The sequence below is a fragment of the Leptospira terpstrae serovar Hualin str. LT 11-33 = ATCC 700639 genome, from assembly GCF_000332495.1.
Classification (GTDB): Bacteria; Spirochaetota; Leptospiria; order Leptospirales; family Leptospiraceae; genus Leptospira_A; species Leptospira_A terpstrae.
The window spans coordinates 557,954-573,993 of the sequence record NZ_AOGW02000006.1 but is presented as its reverse complement, the minus strand read 5'-3'; the positions used below and the strand labels follow the sequence as shown (position 1 = coordinate 573,993).

Genomic DNA, 16,040 nt, shown 5'->3' with positions numbered 1-16,040 from the left:
TCAATTACCTATGAGTTCTAAACTGGATGATCATTACAAAGAAAAACAACCTGATGGAGACTCAAATCCATCGGTTAAAAAAATCTCAAAATTTGAAAGGATTACTTCGGGTATCTTTCGAAAGTTTTTGATACTATTTCTAATTACTTATCTTTTTCCTGATTGTTCAAGTTTTGGTCCTAAAAATGCGCAAAGTAGTCTTATCATTGTTCATATGACAATTGTTAAAGATGAAATGGTTTTGGATGAGTTGATAGATCCCAGATTTCAAAAGGTAACTCTTAAAAAAGGGGAAAAATCATTCGAGTATAATGAAAGCTCTGAACACTACTATTACTTCCAAAATTTAAAGGAAGGCCAGTATGAAATTTACGATGCTGTCCACTTACTAAATCGAGGAGCTTCCGATTTTTCATTCGGCAGTACGAAACAACCCACTAAAATTGATATAGACTTTGACCGTTCGGAAATTGAAAAATCAAGGATTGACTTACAACCAGGAACCGTAGTTTTTATGGGAAGTTTTCATGTAATTGTAGATTTTAAATTCCAAGAAGAACCAAAAATTACAATCCGTTATAGTAAATCCAACGAAGAAGAGTTAGCCGCTATGGATCACTTGTATAAAAACTTTCCAAGAACAGGTTGGGGACAAAAGGCAAAAAATAGGATCAAACTCCTCTCTTCATTTGCCCAATAAAAAACCTGTTGGTCTGTTCTCGGAAAACAGGAACAGACCTTCTTCTTCTGGTTAAAAATTCAAATCCTTGTTTTTAAAATTTCTAAACTAAAGTCACAAGATCCGGATCTTGTAAATGAGGAGTGTTATTCCAACTCACTGGTTCCCAATGGTCTTTTTCTCTCCTAAAAACACTAAGTGAAGAATTGGTGATCGATTTCATAAAAACTGGAAATTCAACAGGTGACATTTTGCAAGAAAGACCCATCATGATGGCAATCGGAGTACTAGAAGAAACTACAAGAGTGCTTTTTACATTTTCAGGTATATTCTTCGGGCCGATTGATACCTTTTCCACGTATTCTTGGAAAGTATAAGGTTCCACAGGATCCCAAACTCCATGAACCCAATCATTTAAAACAATTTGAATGAGTTCTTGGAAGTAGTCTCTAGTTTCCTCTTTACCTTCTTCCCAAGCTTTTTTATACGATTCATATAATTTTGCAAAATTAACATTCGCATGACGAATCTTAGCTGCAAGTCCAAGCCACATTTTTGAATCGAATTCATCCCAGGCAGAATTTTCGATTGGCTCAGGGATACAAAACTGATTCATAGAAAAACTTTTTATGATTCCTTGCGCTGTTTGTTTTTGCCGGTTGAGGGTACCTGTATATACCGAATCAAATTCTATTCTTTGATTTTTGAAATAATCTCCAAGTAGTTTCGCTTGTTTCCAACCATGTTCTGTTAGCTGATCGTAATTTTTTCCAAGTCGGTCTGCCTGTCCATGACGCACCAAATACAATAAAGACATTTAGGTTTGGAACCTCGGGTTGGAAACACTGAGTGTTTCTTTCAATTGGTTTTTAGCAAAATTCCAAACCTTTCCACCAGGTTTCAAATCTAAACCTGTATTTTTTTCTGTTTGGTTTCTGATTTCTTTAGATAGGGCTTTATTCCAATCGAAGAGAAGGTTGTATTTTTCTTTCCGACTTAAATTTAAAAACTGATTCCGATTGTATTCATCTTCCCATTTAGAAATTTTTAAGTTTAAGTTCAGGATACGGTCCCAATCTGATTCAAATTCAGACGATTCTGTTTCCCGTGCGATCACACCTAACATATTCCAAGATACTAATGCCTTATAAGATAATAGATCATCGCCTTCCAGTTTTGGAAGAAGGTCTTTCATTAAAAAATCTTGGATTGCTGAAATGAGTTCTTTTGTTTCTGGCCTATACTGCATGTTCTAATTCCTCAATGAGTCGCATCGCTTCCCATTCCATTTCTGCTGTGCGCCGACCAATGGCAGCAAGCTCAATCCCTTTGTCCTTACCAGAAAGATGTCTTTCTGTTTGTTGTGCACTTCCAATGGCCCAACGAACATTTCCCATAATTTCCCAAAACGTAACCTTAAATGGATCCACCGCAATTCCAGAAGTCTTTTGGTAGGCTTCGTAAAAATCTTTGCGATCTCCAAAACCACCAACTTCTTTGTTTAACCGGCCAAATCTCCAATCACGCATGCACAACCAAGCGATGTCTTCATGACGGTCGCCGAAGTGTGCAAATTCATAATCTAAAATTCCTTGGAGTCCCTCGGCATTCATCATAAAATTTCCGGTTCGAAAATCTCCATGAACAAGAACAATCTCATCAATGGTAGGAGCATGAGTTTCCAACCAAAACAAACAAAGTTCAATGGCAGGGTGAGCTTCAGGAAGATCGTCTAATGATTGTCTTAGATCGGTGATGGCGATCGATATATAATTGTCTATCGTTACAAATTTAAGTTTTTGTTTTAGTTCTTCATCTAAAACCAAACTTGGTTTTACAGTATGGAGTTTCGCTAAATTTTCGGCTAAGTCCGAAACCATATTTGTTTTCCGATAAGAATCCAATTCTTTATCTTTGGTGATGTAACGACCGGTTGCCTTACCACCAATTTTTTCCATTAGAAAAAAGGGAGCACCGATCACTTCGGGTGTTTCTTCGAGAAAAACTGGTGTCGGAGTTTTGACACCAGCTTTATATACAAGTTCAGCTACCTTGAACTCATCTCGTTTGGAAAGAGAAGAAAGTAAACTTGCTCCCTTATCCGTACGCAAAACTAAGGATTGTTTACCAGAACTAGAAACCAAGTCCAACGAGTAGTTGTCTTGGCAAGCTCCTCCACTTAAATGATAAATCTGAGAAACTTTTACATTTTCCTTCCAAATTGAAGTTAGGTGGAGTTCTACTTTTTCCTGTAATTCCTTAATTTCCATGAACCGTTAAAAATCCCATTTTTCTGATACGTAGTTTCGACCAATCACCATTTTATGAACTTCAGATGGTCCATCGGCAATCCTTGCAGCTCGAGCATCACGGTAAAATAACTCAAGTGGTAGGTCACGCGAATATCCTTTTCCCCCACAGATTTGGATCGCCATGTCGATAGTGTTACATAAAGATTCGCTAACCTTCCATTTAGCCATTGATGTTTCTTGCCGAGCGTCCTTTCCTGTTTTGAGTAACCAAGCAGCTTTTAGAGTGAGAAGAAAAGCCATTTCTATTTCAGTGGCTCTTTCTGCAAACATCCATTGAATGCCTTGATGGTCAGCAATCCGGGAACTGAAAACTTCTCTTTCTTTCGCATAACTTCGCGCAATTGAGAGCGCTCGCCTTGCCATCCCTGTCCAACGCATACAATGTGTCAATCGGGCAGGCCCTAACCTTTCTTGAGAGAGTCGAAATCCCTCACCAATACGACCAAGGACCATATCTTCTGGAACTTCTACATTTTCAAAATAGAGTTCACAATGTCCGCCTGGCCCATGAGAACCCATAAGTTCAATTTCTCGAACCATCGTATAACCTTTGGCATCTGTAGGTACGAGAAACATCGTAGTTTTTCGAAAACTTCCGTTTACCTTTGCCATCACAATCAAATACTTCGCACCATTGGCACCTGTGCAGTACCATTTGCGACCGTTCAGAATGTACTTGTCTCCTTGTTTTTCCGCATTGGTTTGCAAACTTGTTGGATCAGAGCCAGCACCAGGCGCAGGTTCAGTCATCGCAAAACCAGTTCGCAGATTGCCTTTGATTAAGGGATGTAAAATGAGTTCTTTTTGTTTTTCTGTTGCAGCAAGAGAAAGCAAATGCATGTTTCCTTCGTCCGGTGCATCACAGTTAAATATATAAGGTGCGATCGGTGAACGACCCAGTTCACTAAATATTATACAAGTTCCAATTAAATCTAAACCAAGACCTCCCTCTGATTTAGGAAGGTGGGGAGTCCAAAAACCAGATGCCTTTACTTTAGCACGCGCTTGTTGGTTGATATCTTCTGGCATTCGACCTTTTTCATAATCATAATGTTTTTCCAGAGGAATGATTTCATTTGTAATGAAGTCTTGGATGTTTTTGCGAAGTGTTTCCACTTCTTGGGGAATTTCAAAGTCCATTGATTCCCAGAATTAAAGGAATCAATGAGAGTCGTAAAATCTTTTTTTAATGAGATCGAAAAATAGGTCTTTCACGTTTTGAATTTCTTCTAATTTCAAAATGCAAATGTGGACCGGTCGCTCTACCTGTTTGTCCTACTTCTCCAATTTTTTGTCCCTTTTTTACTTTTTGACCTATGTTTGTATTAAAATCAAAAAGATGTCCATAACGAGTTTCATATCCTAAACTATGTTTTATAATGATTAAATTTCCGTAACCACCTTGTTTGCCTTTAAAAATAACTTCACCGTCCATAGAGGCAAACACGTCTGATCCTTGTTCGGCGGCCAAATCAATTCCACCATGAAAGGTATCTTTTTTAGTAAATGGATCCAATCGTTTTCCAAACCCGGATGAAATTCTAGCTTCTGTCAATGGAAACTGAAATCCAAATCCATAGAAGAACGATTTTTCTGACTTACCCATAGAGATTCCTGGCAAAAACCATTTTTCACGTTCTGAGTCGTATTGTAATTTATTGGAATCGATGTTATATTTTTCGACTAATGTTTGTTTGGTTTTTTCATCACCTGCAGTTTCTTCGGGATGAAAGGTTCCTCGCATATTGGGAATTTCTAAAACCATACCTGGCGATAAATCATGAGGAGAGCTGAGCTCATTGACAGAAGATAATGTTTCCAAATCCATCCCCGTTCGAGCCATAATTTTGAAAAAATTATCCTCTTTGCGAACCTTGTATTGATAGTATTTGAGAGGGATAAGCTCCTCTCTTCTTGCTCCCGATTTGGAGATTCTTAAGTTTTCTTTGATTTCAGAACGAAGGTTTTTTAGAGAAGGGTTGCTATATTCTAAATTAGCCAAACTGATCGGGCCGGAAATGAGAGACGGGAATCCACTGATTGAGGTAAGAAATAGGATCCATTTCAGAAAATCGACGGTTTTAGACATAATCTTCTGATTTGAATATCGACCTTTTCCCAAAAAAACGATGACGATTCTTGCCGAAATTGAGGAACTGTAAGGCAGATGCAGAATCGTTTTTTTGAGATCTTTCGGCTTACCGCCTATTCATTGGGTCTCGTTTATGTTTGTTCCTTCTTCTATTCCGTTATTTTTTTAGCCTTTGTGAACAATACGGTGCTTGGGGATCGGATTCCTGAAGATCAAATTCTCCCCCTCTATGAAGAGTATTGGGAAGGTAAGATAGATTTTTCCACCATGCTTACGGAATATGAAAAAATTGTAACACCGATCAAAGAACAATTCCAAAAGGATATCACTGAGAACCCAGGCCTGCTTTTGTCTCAGTTTTATGACAAAGTATTCTCTGAAAAACCTCACTATCTATTAGGACATTCCATTCCATGGTTTTTATGTTATGTGGGTTTGGGGTATATCCTTTATAAAAAAGTATTACAAATTCCTGTCACAAACTTACAAGATGAACTTTCCATTCCCATATTACTTCGTGGAATTGCCAATGGGTTCATTTGTTTCATTGTGGTTGTTATCTTTGGATTGGTTTTGGAAAAACTGTCGGTTCCAGTAGAGTCTGGCGTATTTGCAAAAAAACTATACGAAGCCCTACATGGAAATGGATACCTACTCGCTTGGGGAATATATGTTGTGGGAATCATTACAGGAATTTTGGAAGAAATCTTTTTTAGAGGATTTTTATTAAAAGCATTTATCGATAAAAATCTGGCCCAAGAGGGTTTGTTTATTGTGTCTTTGATTTTTGGATGGCTCCATTATGGTGAAGGAACTTCGATTGCCATTCCATTTATTATTTGCGGTGTGGGTATGTTCTTTGGATATATATATATTAAAACTGGAAACATTTGGATCGCAATGGCTTGTCACGCCACTTATAATTCTTTGGGTTTAATCAATGCTTACCTTCAACTTCCTGGAGTCCAATCATGAAATCGGTTAAGGGATTCCGATCTATTGTTATTTATCTTTGTATCACACTATTTCTATCAACGAGTGTAACAAGTTCTCTTTTAGCAGGTGAATCGGTTGAAATTTTAGGTGGCCCTGAAGATGTTAATCTTCGTTTGGTGGCACTTTTGAACAAACTTGATCCTGATTTTTATGCCGATGAAAAAACACAAGGATTTGTTTACCGATACAAACATCGTTGGAAAAACCCTTATGATTTTAACATCTATGTCGGAAAAGTAGGAAAAACATCACCAGATTCTATCATTCGTATTGAGTCTCCTAGAAGAGGACAGGAAAGAATGTGGAAACAAATCATGGAACAAGAGTTACTCCAAAAACCTCCCCATGAATCTGCAGTTCCCTTATCTGAAAAATACCATTTGGTTTCGCAAGGACTGAATATTATCACTCCGATGGCTTCAGTGGGTTACAACTCATGGAATTCTCCGCTATTTACCAATCGAGACACATTTGTGAGTATGAGTATTTATCTTTTATGTGATTTGATTTTGGCAGGTGGCGCCTACCTTTATGCGCAGGAAAACTTACCTAAAAAAAATATTTGGGATAATATGGCCAATGTGAAAGGTGCTGGGAATGTTTGGGAATCACCCAACGCAGTTGGCATATTTGCTGCGTTAGCTGTTTCTAGGGCGGTTCGCGCCTTTGACGCTTGGGAAGATACATCGGCACATAACAAAACAGCACAATTTGGTTGGTCGTTTAAATTCTAATTTATTCAACACCAACCAGGTTTGAAATTTGTTTCTAGGATTTGAATAGATCCCTTGCGGCATCGGATGCACTGGATCTTTCAAAATCTTCTCTCTCAATTAAAGTTAAATCCAATCCTTCTTTATCAATTCGGCTCAGAATTTTTCCAATATCTGCCACCTTACTCAATTTAGTCGCCATATATTTGAAAGTAACTCCACAATCAGGACATTTTTTATCCTTCAGATAGTTAAGACCTAGTTTTTTACAATTTCCACAGGTTCCATAAAGATCATCAATATAGAGTAGTTGTTTTTTTACGTCCTCCACATTGAGTTGTCGCCAAACTCTTACAAATTTAGTATTCTTTCCGGATGTATCTGAAGTCATAGGCAATAGGAAGTATCGTTTATGAATCTTGTCAAGAAGCAATCCTCTGCGGTTTTAATCCTGTTGATTTGTCTTTCTGGTTTTTTAGCTGTTGCCATCGGAGCTTTTGGAGCCCACGGACTTAAAAAATTTGTGAGCTCGGAACTTATGGTAATTTTTGAAACGGGAAATCGTTATCATTTTTATCATACGTTAGCTGCACTAGCAGCCTTTCTATTACTGCAGCAATCTTTAGTATTAGAATCTGCAAACAAAAGTACAAGATATTTTAAGTTAGCAACCTGGATGTTCCTTTTTGGAATTTTGATTTTTTCCTTTAGTTTGTATGCTCTAGCTGTTACGGGAATCCGAATTTTAGGGGCCATCACTCCCATAGGCGGAGTGTGTTTTTTAATTGGCTGGATTAGTTTAGGTCTTGGATCTTTTTATTTCTTTGTACCAAAAAAATAATGACCTTGTTTACTAATTAGATTTCTAGAAATTAATCCGTCGGCGATGAGTAACAACCCTTCGGCGGCGGCTTTTTTAGCTTCTTCCGAACTGTCTTTTTGAAGCGCCATTAGTTCGTGAACATATTTCCTTTTTTGAACATCCAAAACACCTAACATAGAGCCTGCAATTTTTTCATCCATTTGCATAAATGCCAATGCAAGTGTTTGTGGAGGTGTTTCAATGCATAAATAGTATAATGCTAGATTATCAAAGTATGATAATTGGCTAAGTTTTTCTAAAGTTTGTTCTGATCCTGACATATAAATCCTTTTTATAATTTGTTACTCTAACGAATAGTTACTTTGTTACTTCTTTAATTTTTCCATTTAAATAGGAAATCAAATGTTTGGCATTAGGAGATTCTCCTGTTGCTTGTTTCATCAGGGTATCCACATCATATATTTTTCCTTTGGAATGGATGTTTTTTCTCAGCCAATTTAATAGATCAGAAAAATCACCATTCGCAGAAAATTTGTTATGCGAATCTGGAAATTCTTCAGTAAACTTTTTAAAAAATTGAGAACTAAAGATATTTCCTAAAGTATACGTTGGAAAATATCCAAACGCTCCCATCGACCAATGGATATCCTGTAGAACACCCTCTGCATCATTTTCAATTTTGAGTCCAAAACTTTCCTTCATCTTTGCATTCCAAATTTCAGGTAAATCTTTTACTTGGATTTTTCCATTGATGAGGTCTCTTTCAATTTCAAATCGAAGAATAATATGAAGGTTATATGTGATTTGATCCGCCTCTACTCTCACTTTTGTTTTTTCCGTACTATTGATGTATTGGTAAAGTGCTTTGAATGGAAGTTCCTTATCGGTTAATTCAAAATCAGAAAGGAGGATAGGATAAACAAATTCCCAAAATGGTAAGGAACGACCTACTTGGTTTTCCCACAATCGACTTTGTGATTCATGAATTCCTAAACTTAAAAATTCTGTGATAGGTGTGGGCCATTCGTGCATTGCCGAAAGTCCAGATTCATAAAGAGAATGTCCGGTCTCGTGTAACACACCAAAGATGGATGATAGTGGATCGGTTTCAGAATATCTAGTTGTGATTCGTTTGTCTCCCTTTCCCAAACTTGTGGAAAACGGATGGTTACTAATATCCAATCTAGATTCTTTTGTCGTAAGTCCGAGGAGTGCAGGCAAACGATTGCAAAATTTGGTTTGTTTTTCGATAGAAATGGGCCCTGGAAATGGATTATTAAATTTAGGAGCGGTGGCAACAATAGGAACCAAAGACTCTTTCAAATCAGAAAATAAAATCTGAATTTGGTCTGCTTTCGCACCTTTTTCATAACTATCGAGTAATGCATCATAAGGTTCAGTCGTATAACCAAAGTAATCTGCTTGTTTTTTAGATAATTGAACAAGTTCCTCTAGTCGTTTCGAAAATGATTGGAAGTTTTTTCCTTTTTTTGCTTCTGCCCACTCAGCATGTGCAAGGTTTGTTACCTTTGCAAATTCCGAAACAAATTCCGAAGGCAATTTATCTGCCTTTTCTTTTTCTTCCATAAGAACTTCCAATTCTCGGTTCCAAAGTGACCTTTCTGATTCAGGAAGTTCGCTTATGGATTTTTTTGCTGATTGGATTTGGTTTAGAAAAGATTTATCCGTCATCCAGTCGTGAGTGAGTTCTGCCACGGCTGCGATCTGTGCCGATCGGTATTCCCGTCCCTCTTCTGGCATCATCACTTCGGAATCCCAATGGAGGACAGAAGCGACATCTTGGAATAATTTGATTTTACGATATTGTTTTCGGTAATTTTCGAGTGCTTGGGGAAGAGCCATAGACTCATTTTCTTTGTCCCACGGTTTCTGGAACCAAAAATCGTTGACCCGTTACCCCCAACCAAAACTATGTATTTACTGTCGCGGGTGTGGTGTAACGGTAGCACAGCAGCCTTCCAAGCTTCTGGCGAGGGTTCGAGCCCCTTCGCCCGCAAAAGACAGACTCACTTTTTCCAAAATCCAATCTTTATTTAGAATTTAATCCGAAGGGATCGAACTGTGGTGCGACCTGGAACAGGAGTGACCCATAGGGAACGACTGTTACAGTAAGAAAGCCACGATGGCGAATCAAGAGCGACGCCCTGCCTCGAAGCGCAGTGAGGACAGGATGTCCGAGGCGGCGAGCCCCTTCGCCCGCAAGTAAGCGTGTACAGAATGGATATCCGTACCCCCGCCCGATTAGGGTGGGGAACTAGACCCGCCACCCAATGCCTTCCTCTTATCACAATCCCATGATTTCAGAAATCCAATTCGCAAAAAACCCTAATTTATTTCAAATAAGTTCATATTAAATCATATCTTAACAATCTCCAATCGAAGTGACAGGCTATTAATAATCCTAAAGTTCGTTTTATGTAGATTCCAAAAATTGAAAGATCCCAACCAACGTTCTGTTAGATGGGATCAAAAAGGAGATTCTTATATAGTTGTATTGGAGTTTTGTGATTAGGAAGCCCTTCCTATTTTTGTAGCCTCCGCAACTTCTACCAATTTCCCGGTTTTCACATCGTAATAATAACCATAAACTGGGATGTCTTTAGGAATTAGAGGATGATTACGAATTCGTTTTACGTCATCGATTACACTTTGTTCCAAATTTTCAAAGGTTAAGAAAGGGATGAACTTAGCTTCCTCCGAACCTCCAGACTCTTCTAAGTTGCGCCATCCATTAGAATCTATGGTTGCTGTTTTCAAACTTTTGGAAAGGAGGTTTCGAATGATGTGGTCCGTAAACAATTGCATTCCACAATCAGAGTGATGGATGACAAAAAATTCTTTGGTTCCTAGCAGTTTGTAAGAAATCACAAGAGAACGAATGGCGTCGTCACTAGCACGACCTCCCGCATTGCGAATGACATGGGCATCACCTTCGGCAAGGCCTGCATACTTAGCAGGATCAAGTCTTGCATCCATACAGGTAAGGATGGTAAAACTTCTCGCAGGAGGAAGGGCTAGTTCGCCTTTTTTCCCAAATTCCGATACATACTTATCGTTGGCACCGATGACTTCTTTATGAACTTTGCTTGTTTCTTGTTGTATGAGTGAGTTTGACATAATGGAAATAAAGTTCAATATAACAGAATGGACAAGAAAACAATTTTCTGAGTAGGGATTTATCTTCTCAATCTGCACAGTGCATTTGGCAAATGGACAAGAGAATGGAGAGGTTGGTTTTGGGTAGGAATCTTGCGCCAGGGATACGGAAGGCTTGGTCACCTGCCATCGTTAGATGGTAGGTGACGGGAGCGAATGCGGACCCTGAAGTAGCCCGGTCCAGGCCACCAAAGGATCCTTATTTTAGTAGAAATTGAGGCGCTAAAAAATCTAAATAAGATTAAGAGATAACGATTCTTCTACTCATTGTAGTTAACTTGCAAATGTATAGTCACTATAACCTTTTTCACCCGGTGTATAGAGCGTTGTCTGGTCAAAGGAAGCAAGAGCAATGTTCTTTTGGAACCTAGTGACAAGGTCGGGATTGGCAAGGAAAGGTTTTCCAAAAGCGACAAGGTCAGCAAGTCCAGAAGAAAGATCCTTTTCTGCGCGTTCAACATCATACCCACCACTTAGGATGAGGGTTCCCTTAAATGCATTACGAATGTTTTGGACTGTTTCTGGCTCTACAGTCGGTGCACCCATTGAGGAATGGTCAACCAAATGGATGTATACGATACCAATTTGATTTAACTTTTCAGCTAACAACGAATATTCTTCATGTGTTTCTGGAAATGGAAAAAGATCATTGAAGGCTCCGTAAGGTGACAAACGGATTGCTGTTTTTTCTTTTCCGATAGCAGCACTCACTGCAGATGCAACTTCCACAACGAATCGGATTCTGTTTTCTATGGAACCACCGTATTCGTCTGTCCTTTGGTTAGAGGACGGATGTAAAAATTGTTCGAGTAAATATCCATTTGCTGCGTGCAATTCTACTCCATCAAATCCAGCTTGGATTGCATTTTTCGATGCAGTCACAAATTCTTCCAAAGTAGATTTGATTTCTGCTTTGGTCATTTCTTGGGGTGTGGGATGGTCTTTCATTCCGTCCGTATCTGTCCACATTTGTCCTTTGGCAAGTATGGCAGAAGGTCCAAGGACTTTTGCTCCTTTCGGTAAATTCAATTCGTGACCAATTCGACCCGTATGCATGAGTTGAACAAAAATTTTACTCCCTTTGTTATGGACTTTATCGGTTACTTTTTTCCAAGCTTTGGTTTGTTCTTCTGAAAAAATTCCAGGAATTCTCGTATAACCAAGACCATTCGGAGAAGGTGAAGTACCTTCTGTGATGATTAGACCTGCTTCTGCTCTTTGTTCATAATATGTGGCAACCAGGTCACCAGGTACGTTACCAATGGAACGGGATCTAGTCATCGGGGCCATCACCACTTTATTTTTTAAGGAAAGATTTCCTAACTTCGCTTCTGAAAATAATGATTTCACAAGGTTCTCCAATTTATTTGCTATTAATCAATAGACTATAACTTAAATGATTTGATGTTATATTTATTTAATATTAAACTAATTTTGAAAAAAAAAAATCAAAAATCGATCCCAAGGATGGTTAGGTCGTCCTGCCGATCCTGACCATTGAGAAAATTTTGTAGTGTTTTTAGGAGGTGGTCTTCCACTTCCGTTAGGGTTAAATGCCTTGTGGACTGAAAAAGATGGTAAAGAGATTCCTCTCCAAACTCCTCATCTTTTGCATTAAAAGCCTCAAAAACTCCATCGGTAAATACAAAGAGCCGATCCTTCGGACCAAAAGTAAGTTCCGACTGTTCATAATGGATTTGTTTTTTAAGCCCAATCATCTTACCTGTTTTTGTTAACAAATGCAATTGGTCATTTTGGAAAAATACAGCAGCAGGATGGCCTGCGGAAGCAAACTGGATCTTTCTTTCGATTAGGTCTATATCTAAAATCAAAGCAGTCAGAAGGCTATTGAGGGAGACAAAGTTATCCATAAACTCTTCATTAAAAATTTCCATCACTTTGGATGGAGGTAATTCAAAGTTTTTGATATTATCATACAAACCTTTGATTGCCATTGTAATCATTGCAGCCTGTACACCGTGGCCTGTGGCATCAGCGATAAGGATTCGATATTTGGATTTGTTTAATTGGCAAATATCAAAAAAATCGCCACCCACTTCTGATACGGGAAGATAACGATACACAAGATTTAATTCTTTGATCAGCCTATCATCGGTGACGAGAGAATTCTCTTGAATTTTTTTCGCTACGAAGAGGTCTCGCCTCATCGCACTGAGTGTTCGATTTAATGTTTGAGTGCGTTCTTTCACCTTTTCTTCTAAATCTAAATTGGACTTTTCTAAATTAAATTTTACGAGTGCTTCCGCTGTTTCTTTTTCTTTGATGATTGTGTTGTAACGATCCGCAAGAGCAAAAGCAAGTAACATCATTTCGGCGGCAGAACCATATTGGGGCCCATCGATAGTAAAGGAATTAGTAGGAATCAATCCTAACGCCCGCAGTGTCGATACAATTAGAGCTAAAAATAAAAATGCAAATGCTAATAAAAAGAAATATGCAATTCTTTCTTTTTTAAAAGAACAAATAGTGCCTACAAACAGAATCCAAAATGATGTAATCGCATGACTAAGCACGATGATTTTAATAAAAGATTCAAAAGATAAAATATATAAAATAGGTAATAAAATTTGTAAGAAGATGAGCGAGAGACTGATTTGATCCAATTTTGGAATTAACTGCCTCGTATTTAATAAACTTCTCATAAAGGCTAAAAAGAGAATCAAAACGATTGAAATAAATAGATTCACTGAATATTGATCCATCCACGGTGAATTCTGCCATAGATATTCGGAAGCGATTCCATTATGCGATGCAATGGTAAAGGCAGTACTAGATACTACTAAAACATAAAGAAAGTAATTTGAATCCTTAAGTATAAAAAATAGAAACAAATTGAATAACACCATAGCACAAGCAATTCCAAAGTACATGGCTTGAATGACATGATCATCAATTTCATGACGATCATACAAATCTCGGTTCCATAATTGGATGGGGATATTGATCGAATTTGGTGATTTTACTTTTAGAAAAACCATAGCATTCGTATTTCCTGGAAACGAAACGGGAAACACAAAGAATCTACTTTGGTAGGGACGTTTGGTCATGGGAACAGAGTAACCAGACGGGATTTTTTTCACTTCTTTGGAACTTTGAAAGTATAATTCCAGTGTTTGCAATCGTGGATAAGAAACGACCAATGCGATTTCTTTCGAATTTAGATTTGAATTTTTTAATTGGATCTTTAGCCAATAGGTAGATTGGGAATAGGAAAAATTAAAAGCTTCTTCGGAGGAAGGAACCTTTATGAATTTTGATTCCAATAGAGGAGAACGAATGGAATCAAAGTCCAATTGATTTGTTTTATCTTCAAACACTAACATTGATTTCGCGATATAGAGGGGGGAACTGTCACTTTTTTGAATATCAATGCTCAAGGTCTCAGCAGAAACTTCCAAAGCAGTTAAAAACAAAAAAACAGAAATTAGAAACTTTGGCCTACCAACCAATTTCATTTGGACTCTTCTGAGGAAAATAGATCGAGGGAAAACATTTGATTGTTTTTTGCAAAAACACAAATCCCATCAAAACTCACTGACAACCCCTGAGGGCCTGGGAGTTTTTTTTCTGCGATGAAATCTCCATTCGGAGAAAGTAAGAATAGTTCTATCTCTTCCTTATCACTAAAGTCATCGTGAAAGCTGAGAATGATGATGGAATGTTTTCCATCAAACGTAAATACAGACAGAACTTCTGATTGGATCGACCTTTCTAAGAAAACATTTCCCAAAAAATCAATCATGTAGATTCCGGAAAAATCATTGGTAATGATGATACGATCTTCCGTCACGATCACAGGAGTTTTTGCAACTCCAAAGGAATGAGGACCGAGAGTGTCTGTGGCACTAAAGGGAAATTCTTTGATGGTTTCCCATTGGGAATTAAGAAGAAGGGATCCATCCAAGGCAAATGACAAATAAACTCCACCAGGAAATTCTACTGGAATGGATGCCAACTCCCGAACCAAAGATATACCCGAATCGTGAGTTTTTTTAAATTCTATTGTTTCACCTGTATTTGCTGATTCTACTTTGGCATAGTAATAGTATAATTGGTACTGTGAATCAATGAACACAGGATGGTAAGAAGACAAGTATTGGAAGATAATTTCTCCAGAGGAATCGATACCGAGAATTCCTTTGAGTGTATGGAAAAGGATATTTCCAGATTCAGTTTCGAAAGCCTTACCGGAAAAAATTTCAAATTTTGGTAATCCTATACTTCGGATTCGTTTTCCCGATTTCAAATCATAAACGTGAATTTCCGATTGGTGAGGAAGATACAAAGTTTCTCCCAGTATCGTAAAACAAAAATTATGCGAAATTCGATTTTCTGAGACGTCACGTTCTTCTGTTGATAGGATCTCATAACACTGAAAAGCAAGAAGTATGGATAGGATGAGTTTGCCTTCGAGATCATAAATACAAAGAGTATCTGGTCTATTCAGTTTTGAAAAGTATTCCGATCCTTTTTGAAATCCTTGGTAAGAACAAAGATAACCCGATTGGTAAAATAAAATGGGGATTTGTAAACCTTCCAGAAAGGGTTTGCGAATGGTGACTTTCCAAAGTATTTTCTTTTGGGTTAGATCATAGGCTTGTAAATAGTATTTCTCTTCTTGGGAACTAAGAAATGCAAATTGGTCCTTTGCAATAAACTCAGAAACTATTACCGATTCATTTTGATCCAAAGTAAAAAGCGGAATTGCGGAAGACGGAAAACCTTTGGTTTGGATTTCCTGGAATTCATCAGGGAAACTTTTTTGATACCATTGGAGAAGCCACCTTTTGACAGTAGTAGGCAAACTGGAATCGCGTTCTAAGTATAAAGTTTTTAAAGCCTCCGCTTCTGTTTGCGAAAGGATTTCTAAAATTTCTTCAAAGAAGGCATAAGGAAATAATGAATTTTTATGAGCGAGAATTCCAGAAACGGAAGGGTTACGAATCAATTCTGAACGCTGATCATCAAATCGCTCGGCTGTTTGTTCGTAATACTCTGGATAGGTGGAACGGGGATCCCCTGTGCCTCTAGTTTTGATCCACCAAAGGCTATGACAATCTTTACATTCATAGATTTCCTGAAACAAGTTCAGAGAATTTCCAACAATATCCTCGGTTGGAAAATTGTGCGTTTCCCGTTCATCCCGAACGGGCTCTAAACGGGAAAAACGGGCTAATCCTTTTTGGCAAAATAAACAAGGCATAGGGTTTCGGGGAGTCTAGGTCTA

The 16,040-nt window shown here is 38.0% G+C and carries 16 protein-coding genes and 1 tRNA gene; 5 read left to right on the top strand and 12 right to left on the bottom strand.

Going from position 1 to position 16,040, the window contains the following annotated elements; all coding sequences use genetic code 11:
* Window positions 1–10: 10 nt before the first annotated feature.
* Window positions 11–700 (top strand): hypothetical protein, encoded by a 690-nt coding sequence (locus LEP1GSC203_RS04685; protein WP_002972355.1) that lies wholly within the window; start codon window positions 11–13, stop codon window positions 698–700.
* Between the two features lie 82 nt (window positions 701–782).
* Here the strand turns inward: LEP1GSC203_RS04685 and LEP1GSC203_RS04680 are convergent, their stop codons facing one another.
* Genes LEP1GSC203_RS04680 through LEP1GSC203_RS04660 form a run of 5 tightly spaced genes read right to left on the bottom strand, consistent with a single transcriptional unit; the run spans window position 783 to window position 5,080 of the window.
* Window positions 783–1,496 (bottom strand): histidine phosphatase family protein, encoded by a 714-nt coding sequence (locus LEP1GSC203_RS04680; protein ID WP_002972281.1) that lies wholly within the window; start codon window positions 1,494–1,496, stop codon window positions 783–785.
* On the bottom strand, window positions 1,497–1,928 hold the full coding sequence (locus tag LEP1GSC203_RS04675; RefSeq protein ID WP_002972549.1) for a hypothetical protein: 432 nt from the start codon (window positions 1,926–1,928) through the stop codon (window positions 1,497–1,499). It abuts the gene before it with no gap.
* Window positions 1,918–2,949, bottom strand: a complete 1,032-nt coding sequence (locus LEP1GSC203_RS04670) for a phosphotransferase family protein (protein ID WP_002972615.1) — start codon at window positions 2,947–2,949, stop codon at window positions 1,918–1,920. Before LEP1GSC203_RS04670 ends, LEP1GSC203_RS04675 begins: the two co-directional genes overlap by 11 nt.
* Before the next feature lie 6 nt (window positions 2,950–2,955).
* Window positions 2,956–4,131, bottom strand: coding sequence for an acyl-CoA dehydrogenase family protein (locus LEP1GSC203_RS04665; protein ID WP_002972908.1), 1,176 nt, complete (start codon window positions 4,129–4,131; stop codon window positions 2,956–2,958).
* A 46-nt stretch (window positions 4,132–4,177) separates the two neighbouring features.
* On the bottom strand, window positions 4,178–5,080 hold the full coding sequence (locus LEP1GSC203_RS04660; protein WP_002972814.1) for a LysM peptidoglycan-binding domain-containing M23 family metallopeptidase: 903 nt from the start codon (window positions 5,078–5,080) through the stop codon (window positions 4,178–4,180).
* 78 nt (window positions 5,081–5,158) lie between these two features.
* On the opposite strand from LEP1GSC203_RS04660, the gene LEP1GSC203_RS04655 reads away from it, so the two are divergent.
* Together LEP1GSC203_RS04655 and LEP1GSC203_RS04650 are read left to right on the top strand one after the other, a co-directional pair.
* On the top strand, window positions 5,159–6,058 hold the full coding sequence (locus LEP1GSC203_RS04655) for a CPBP family intramembrane glutamic endopeptidase (RefSeq protein ID WP_002972413.1): 900 nt from the start codon (window positions 5,159–5,161) through the stop codon (window positions 6,056–6,058).
* Window positions 6,055–6,813 (top strand): hypothetical protein, encoded by a 759-nt coding sequence (locus LEP1GSC203_RS04650; RefSeq protein WP_002972689.1) that lies wholly within the window; start codon window positions 6,055–6,057, stop codon window positions 6,811–6,813. The genes LEP1GSC203_RS04655 and LEP1GSC203_RS04650 overlap by 4 nt, the downstream gene beginning before the upstream one ends.
* A gap of 34 nt (window positions 6,814–6,847) precedes the next feature.
* Here the strand turns inward: LEP1GSC203_RS04650 and LEP1GSC203_RS04645 are convergent, their stop codons facing one another.
* Window positions 6,848–7,183: a hypothetical protein gene (locus LEP1GSC203_RS04645; protein ID WP_039937137.1), complete on the bottom strand. Its 336-nt coding sequence runs from the start codon at window positions 7,181–7,183 to the stop codon at window positions 6,848–6,850.
* Between the two features lie 21 nt (window positions 7,184–7,204).
* On the opposite strand from LEP1GSC203_RS04645, the gene LEP1GSC203_RS04640 reads away from it, so the two are divergent.
* Window positions 7,205–7,633, top strand: coding sequence for a DUF423 domain-containing protein (locus LEP1GSC203_RS04640; protein WP_002972781.1), 429 nt, complete (start codon window positions 7,205–7,207; stop codon window positions 7,631–7,633).
* Here the strand turns inward: LEP1GSC203_RS04640 and LEP1GSC203_RS04635 are convergent.
* Both LEP1GSC203_RS04635 and LEP1GSC203_RS04630 read right to left on the bottom strand, forming a co-directional pair.
* Window positions 7,609–7,935: a hypothetical protein gene (locus LEP1GSC203_RS04635; protein ID WP_002972798.1), complete on the bottom strand. Its 327-nt coding sequence runs from the start codon at window positions 7,933–7,935 to the stop codon at window positions 7,609–7,611. The two genes, LEP1GSC203_RS04640 and LEP1GSC203_RS04635, sit on opposite strands and share 25 nt — an antisense overlap.
* Window positions 7,936–7,972: 37 nt before the next feature.
* Window positions 7,973–9,478, bottom strand: coding sequence for a carboxypeptidase M32 (locus tag LEP1GSC203_RS04630; RefSeq protein WP_002972937.1), 1,506 nt, complete (start codon window positions 9,476–9,478; stop codon window positions 7,973–7,975).
* Between the two features lie 83 nt (window positions 9,479–9,561).
* Between LEP1GSC203_RS04630 and LEP1GSC203_RS04625 the strand changes: the two genes are divergently transcribed.
* Window positions 9,562–9,632 (top strand) — tRNA-Gly (locus LEP1GSC203_RS04625).
* Window positions 9,633–10,144: 512 nt separating this feature from the next.
* On the opposite strand, the gene LEP1GSC203_RS04620 is transcribed toward LEP1GSC203_RS04625, so the two are convergent.
* From LEP1GSC203_RS04620 to LEP1GSC203_RS04605, 4 genes are all read right to left on the bottom strand, one after another.
* Entirely contained in the window at window positions 10,145–10,753 is a 609-nt protein-coding gene (locus LEP1GSC203_RS04620) for a beta-class carbonic anhydrase (protein WP_002972587.1), read from the bottom strand.
* 312 nt (window positions 10,754–11,065) lie between these two features.
* Window positions 11,066–12,142, bottom strand: a complete 1,077-nt coding sequence (locus tag LEP1GSC203_RS04615; protein ID WP_039937239.1) for an alkene reductase — start codon at window positions 12,140–12,142, stop codon at window positions 11,066–11,068.
* 98 nt (window positions 12,143–12,240) lie between these two features.
* Window positions 12,241–14,268 carry a 7TM diverse intracellular signaling domain-containing protein gene (locus LEP1GSC203_RS04610; protein WP_002972439.1) on the bottom strand — a complete coding sequence of 676 codons (2,028 nt, stop codon included), beginning with the start codon at window positions 14,266–14,268 and terminating at the stop codon, window positions 12,241–12,243.
* Window positions 14,265–16,016 (bottom strand): hypothetical protein, encoded by a 1,752-nt coding sequence (locus LEP1GSC203_RS04605; protein ID WP_039937133.1) that lies wholly within the window; start codon window positions 16,014–16,016, stop codon window positions 14,265–14,267. The genes LEP1GSC203_RS04610 and LEP1GSC203_RS04605 overlap by 4 nt, the downstream gene beginning before the upstream one ends.
* Between the last annotated feature and the right edge of the window lie 24 nt (window positions 16,017–16,040).

Bases quoted from the DNA above. Each gene is read 5' to 3' on its own strand.
- LEP1GSC203_RS04610 (WP_002972439.1), bottom strand. From the start codon at position 14,268: ATGAAATTGGTTGGTAGGCCAAAGTTTCTAATTTCTGTTTTTTTGTTT.
- LEP1GSC203_RS04655 (WP_002972413.1), top strand. From the start codon at position 5,159: ATGCAGAATCGTTTTTTTGAGATCTTTCGGCTTACCGCCTATTCATTG.
- LEP1GSC203_RS04620 (WP_002972587.1), bottom strand. From the start codon at position 10,753: ATGTCAAACTCACTCATACAACAAGAAACAAGCAAAGTTCATAAAGAA.
- LEP1GSC203_RS04660 (WP_002972814.1), bottom strand. From the start codon at position 5,080: ATGTCTAAAACCGTCGATTTTCTGAAATGGATCCTATTTCTTACCTCA.
- LEP1GSC203_RS04650 (WP_002972689.1), top strand. From the start codon at position 6,055: ATGAAATCGGTTAAGGGATTCCGATCTATTGTTATTTATCTTTGTATC.
- LEP1GSC203_RS04665 (WP_002972908.1), bottom strand. From the start codon at position 4,131: ATGGACTTTGAAATTCCCCAAGAAGTGGAAACACTTCGCAAAAACATC.
- LEP1GSC203_RS04630 (WP_002972937.1), bottom strand. From the start codon at position 9,478: ATGGCTCTTCCCCAAGCACTCGAAAATTACCGAAAACAATATCGTAAA.
- LEP1GSC203_RS04680 (WP_002972281.1), bottom strand. From the start codon at position 1,496: ATGTCTTTATTGTATTTGGTGCGTCATGGACAGGCAGACCGACTTGGA.
- LEP1GSC203_RS04670 (WP_002972615.1), bottom strand. From the start codon at position 2,949: ATGGAAATTAAGGAATTACAGGAAAAAGTAGAACTCCACCTAACTTCA.
- LEP1GSC203_RS04675 (WP_002972549.1), bottom strand. From the start codon at position 1,928: ATGCAGTATAGGCCAGAAACAAAAGAACTCATTTCAGCAATCCAAGAT.
- LEP1GSC203_RS04645 (WP_039937137.1), bottom strand. From the start codon at position 7,183: ATGACTTCAGATACATCCGGAAAGAATACTAAATTTGTAAGAGTTTGG.
- LEP1GSC203_RS04640 (WP_002972781.1), top strand. From the start codon at position 7,205: ATGAATCTTGTCAAGAAGCAATCCTCTGCGGTTTTAATCCTGTTGATT.
- LEP1GSC203_RS04685 (WP_002972355.1), top strand. From the start codon at position 11: ATGAGTTCTAAACTGGATGATCATTACAAAGAAAAACAACCTGATGGA.
- LEP1GSC203_RS04605 (WP_039937133.1), bottom strand. From the start codon at position 16,016: ATGCCTTGTTTATTTTGCCAAAAAGGATTAGCCCGTTTTTCCCGTTTA.
- LEP1GSC203_RS04635 (WP_002972798.1), bottom strand. From the start codon at position 7,935: ATGTCAGGATCAGAACAAACTTTAGAAAAACTTAGCCAATTATCATAC.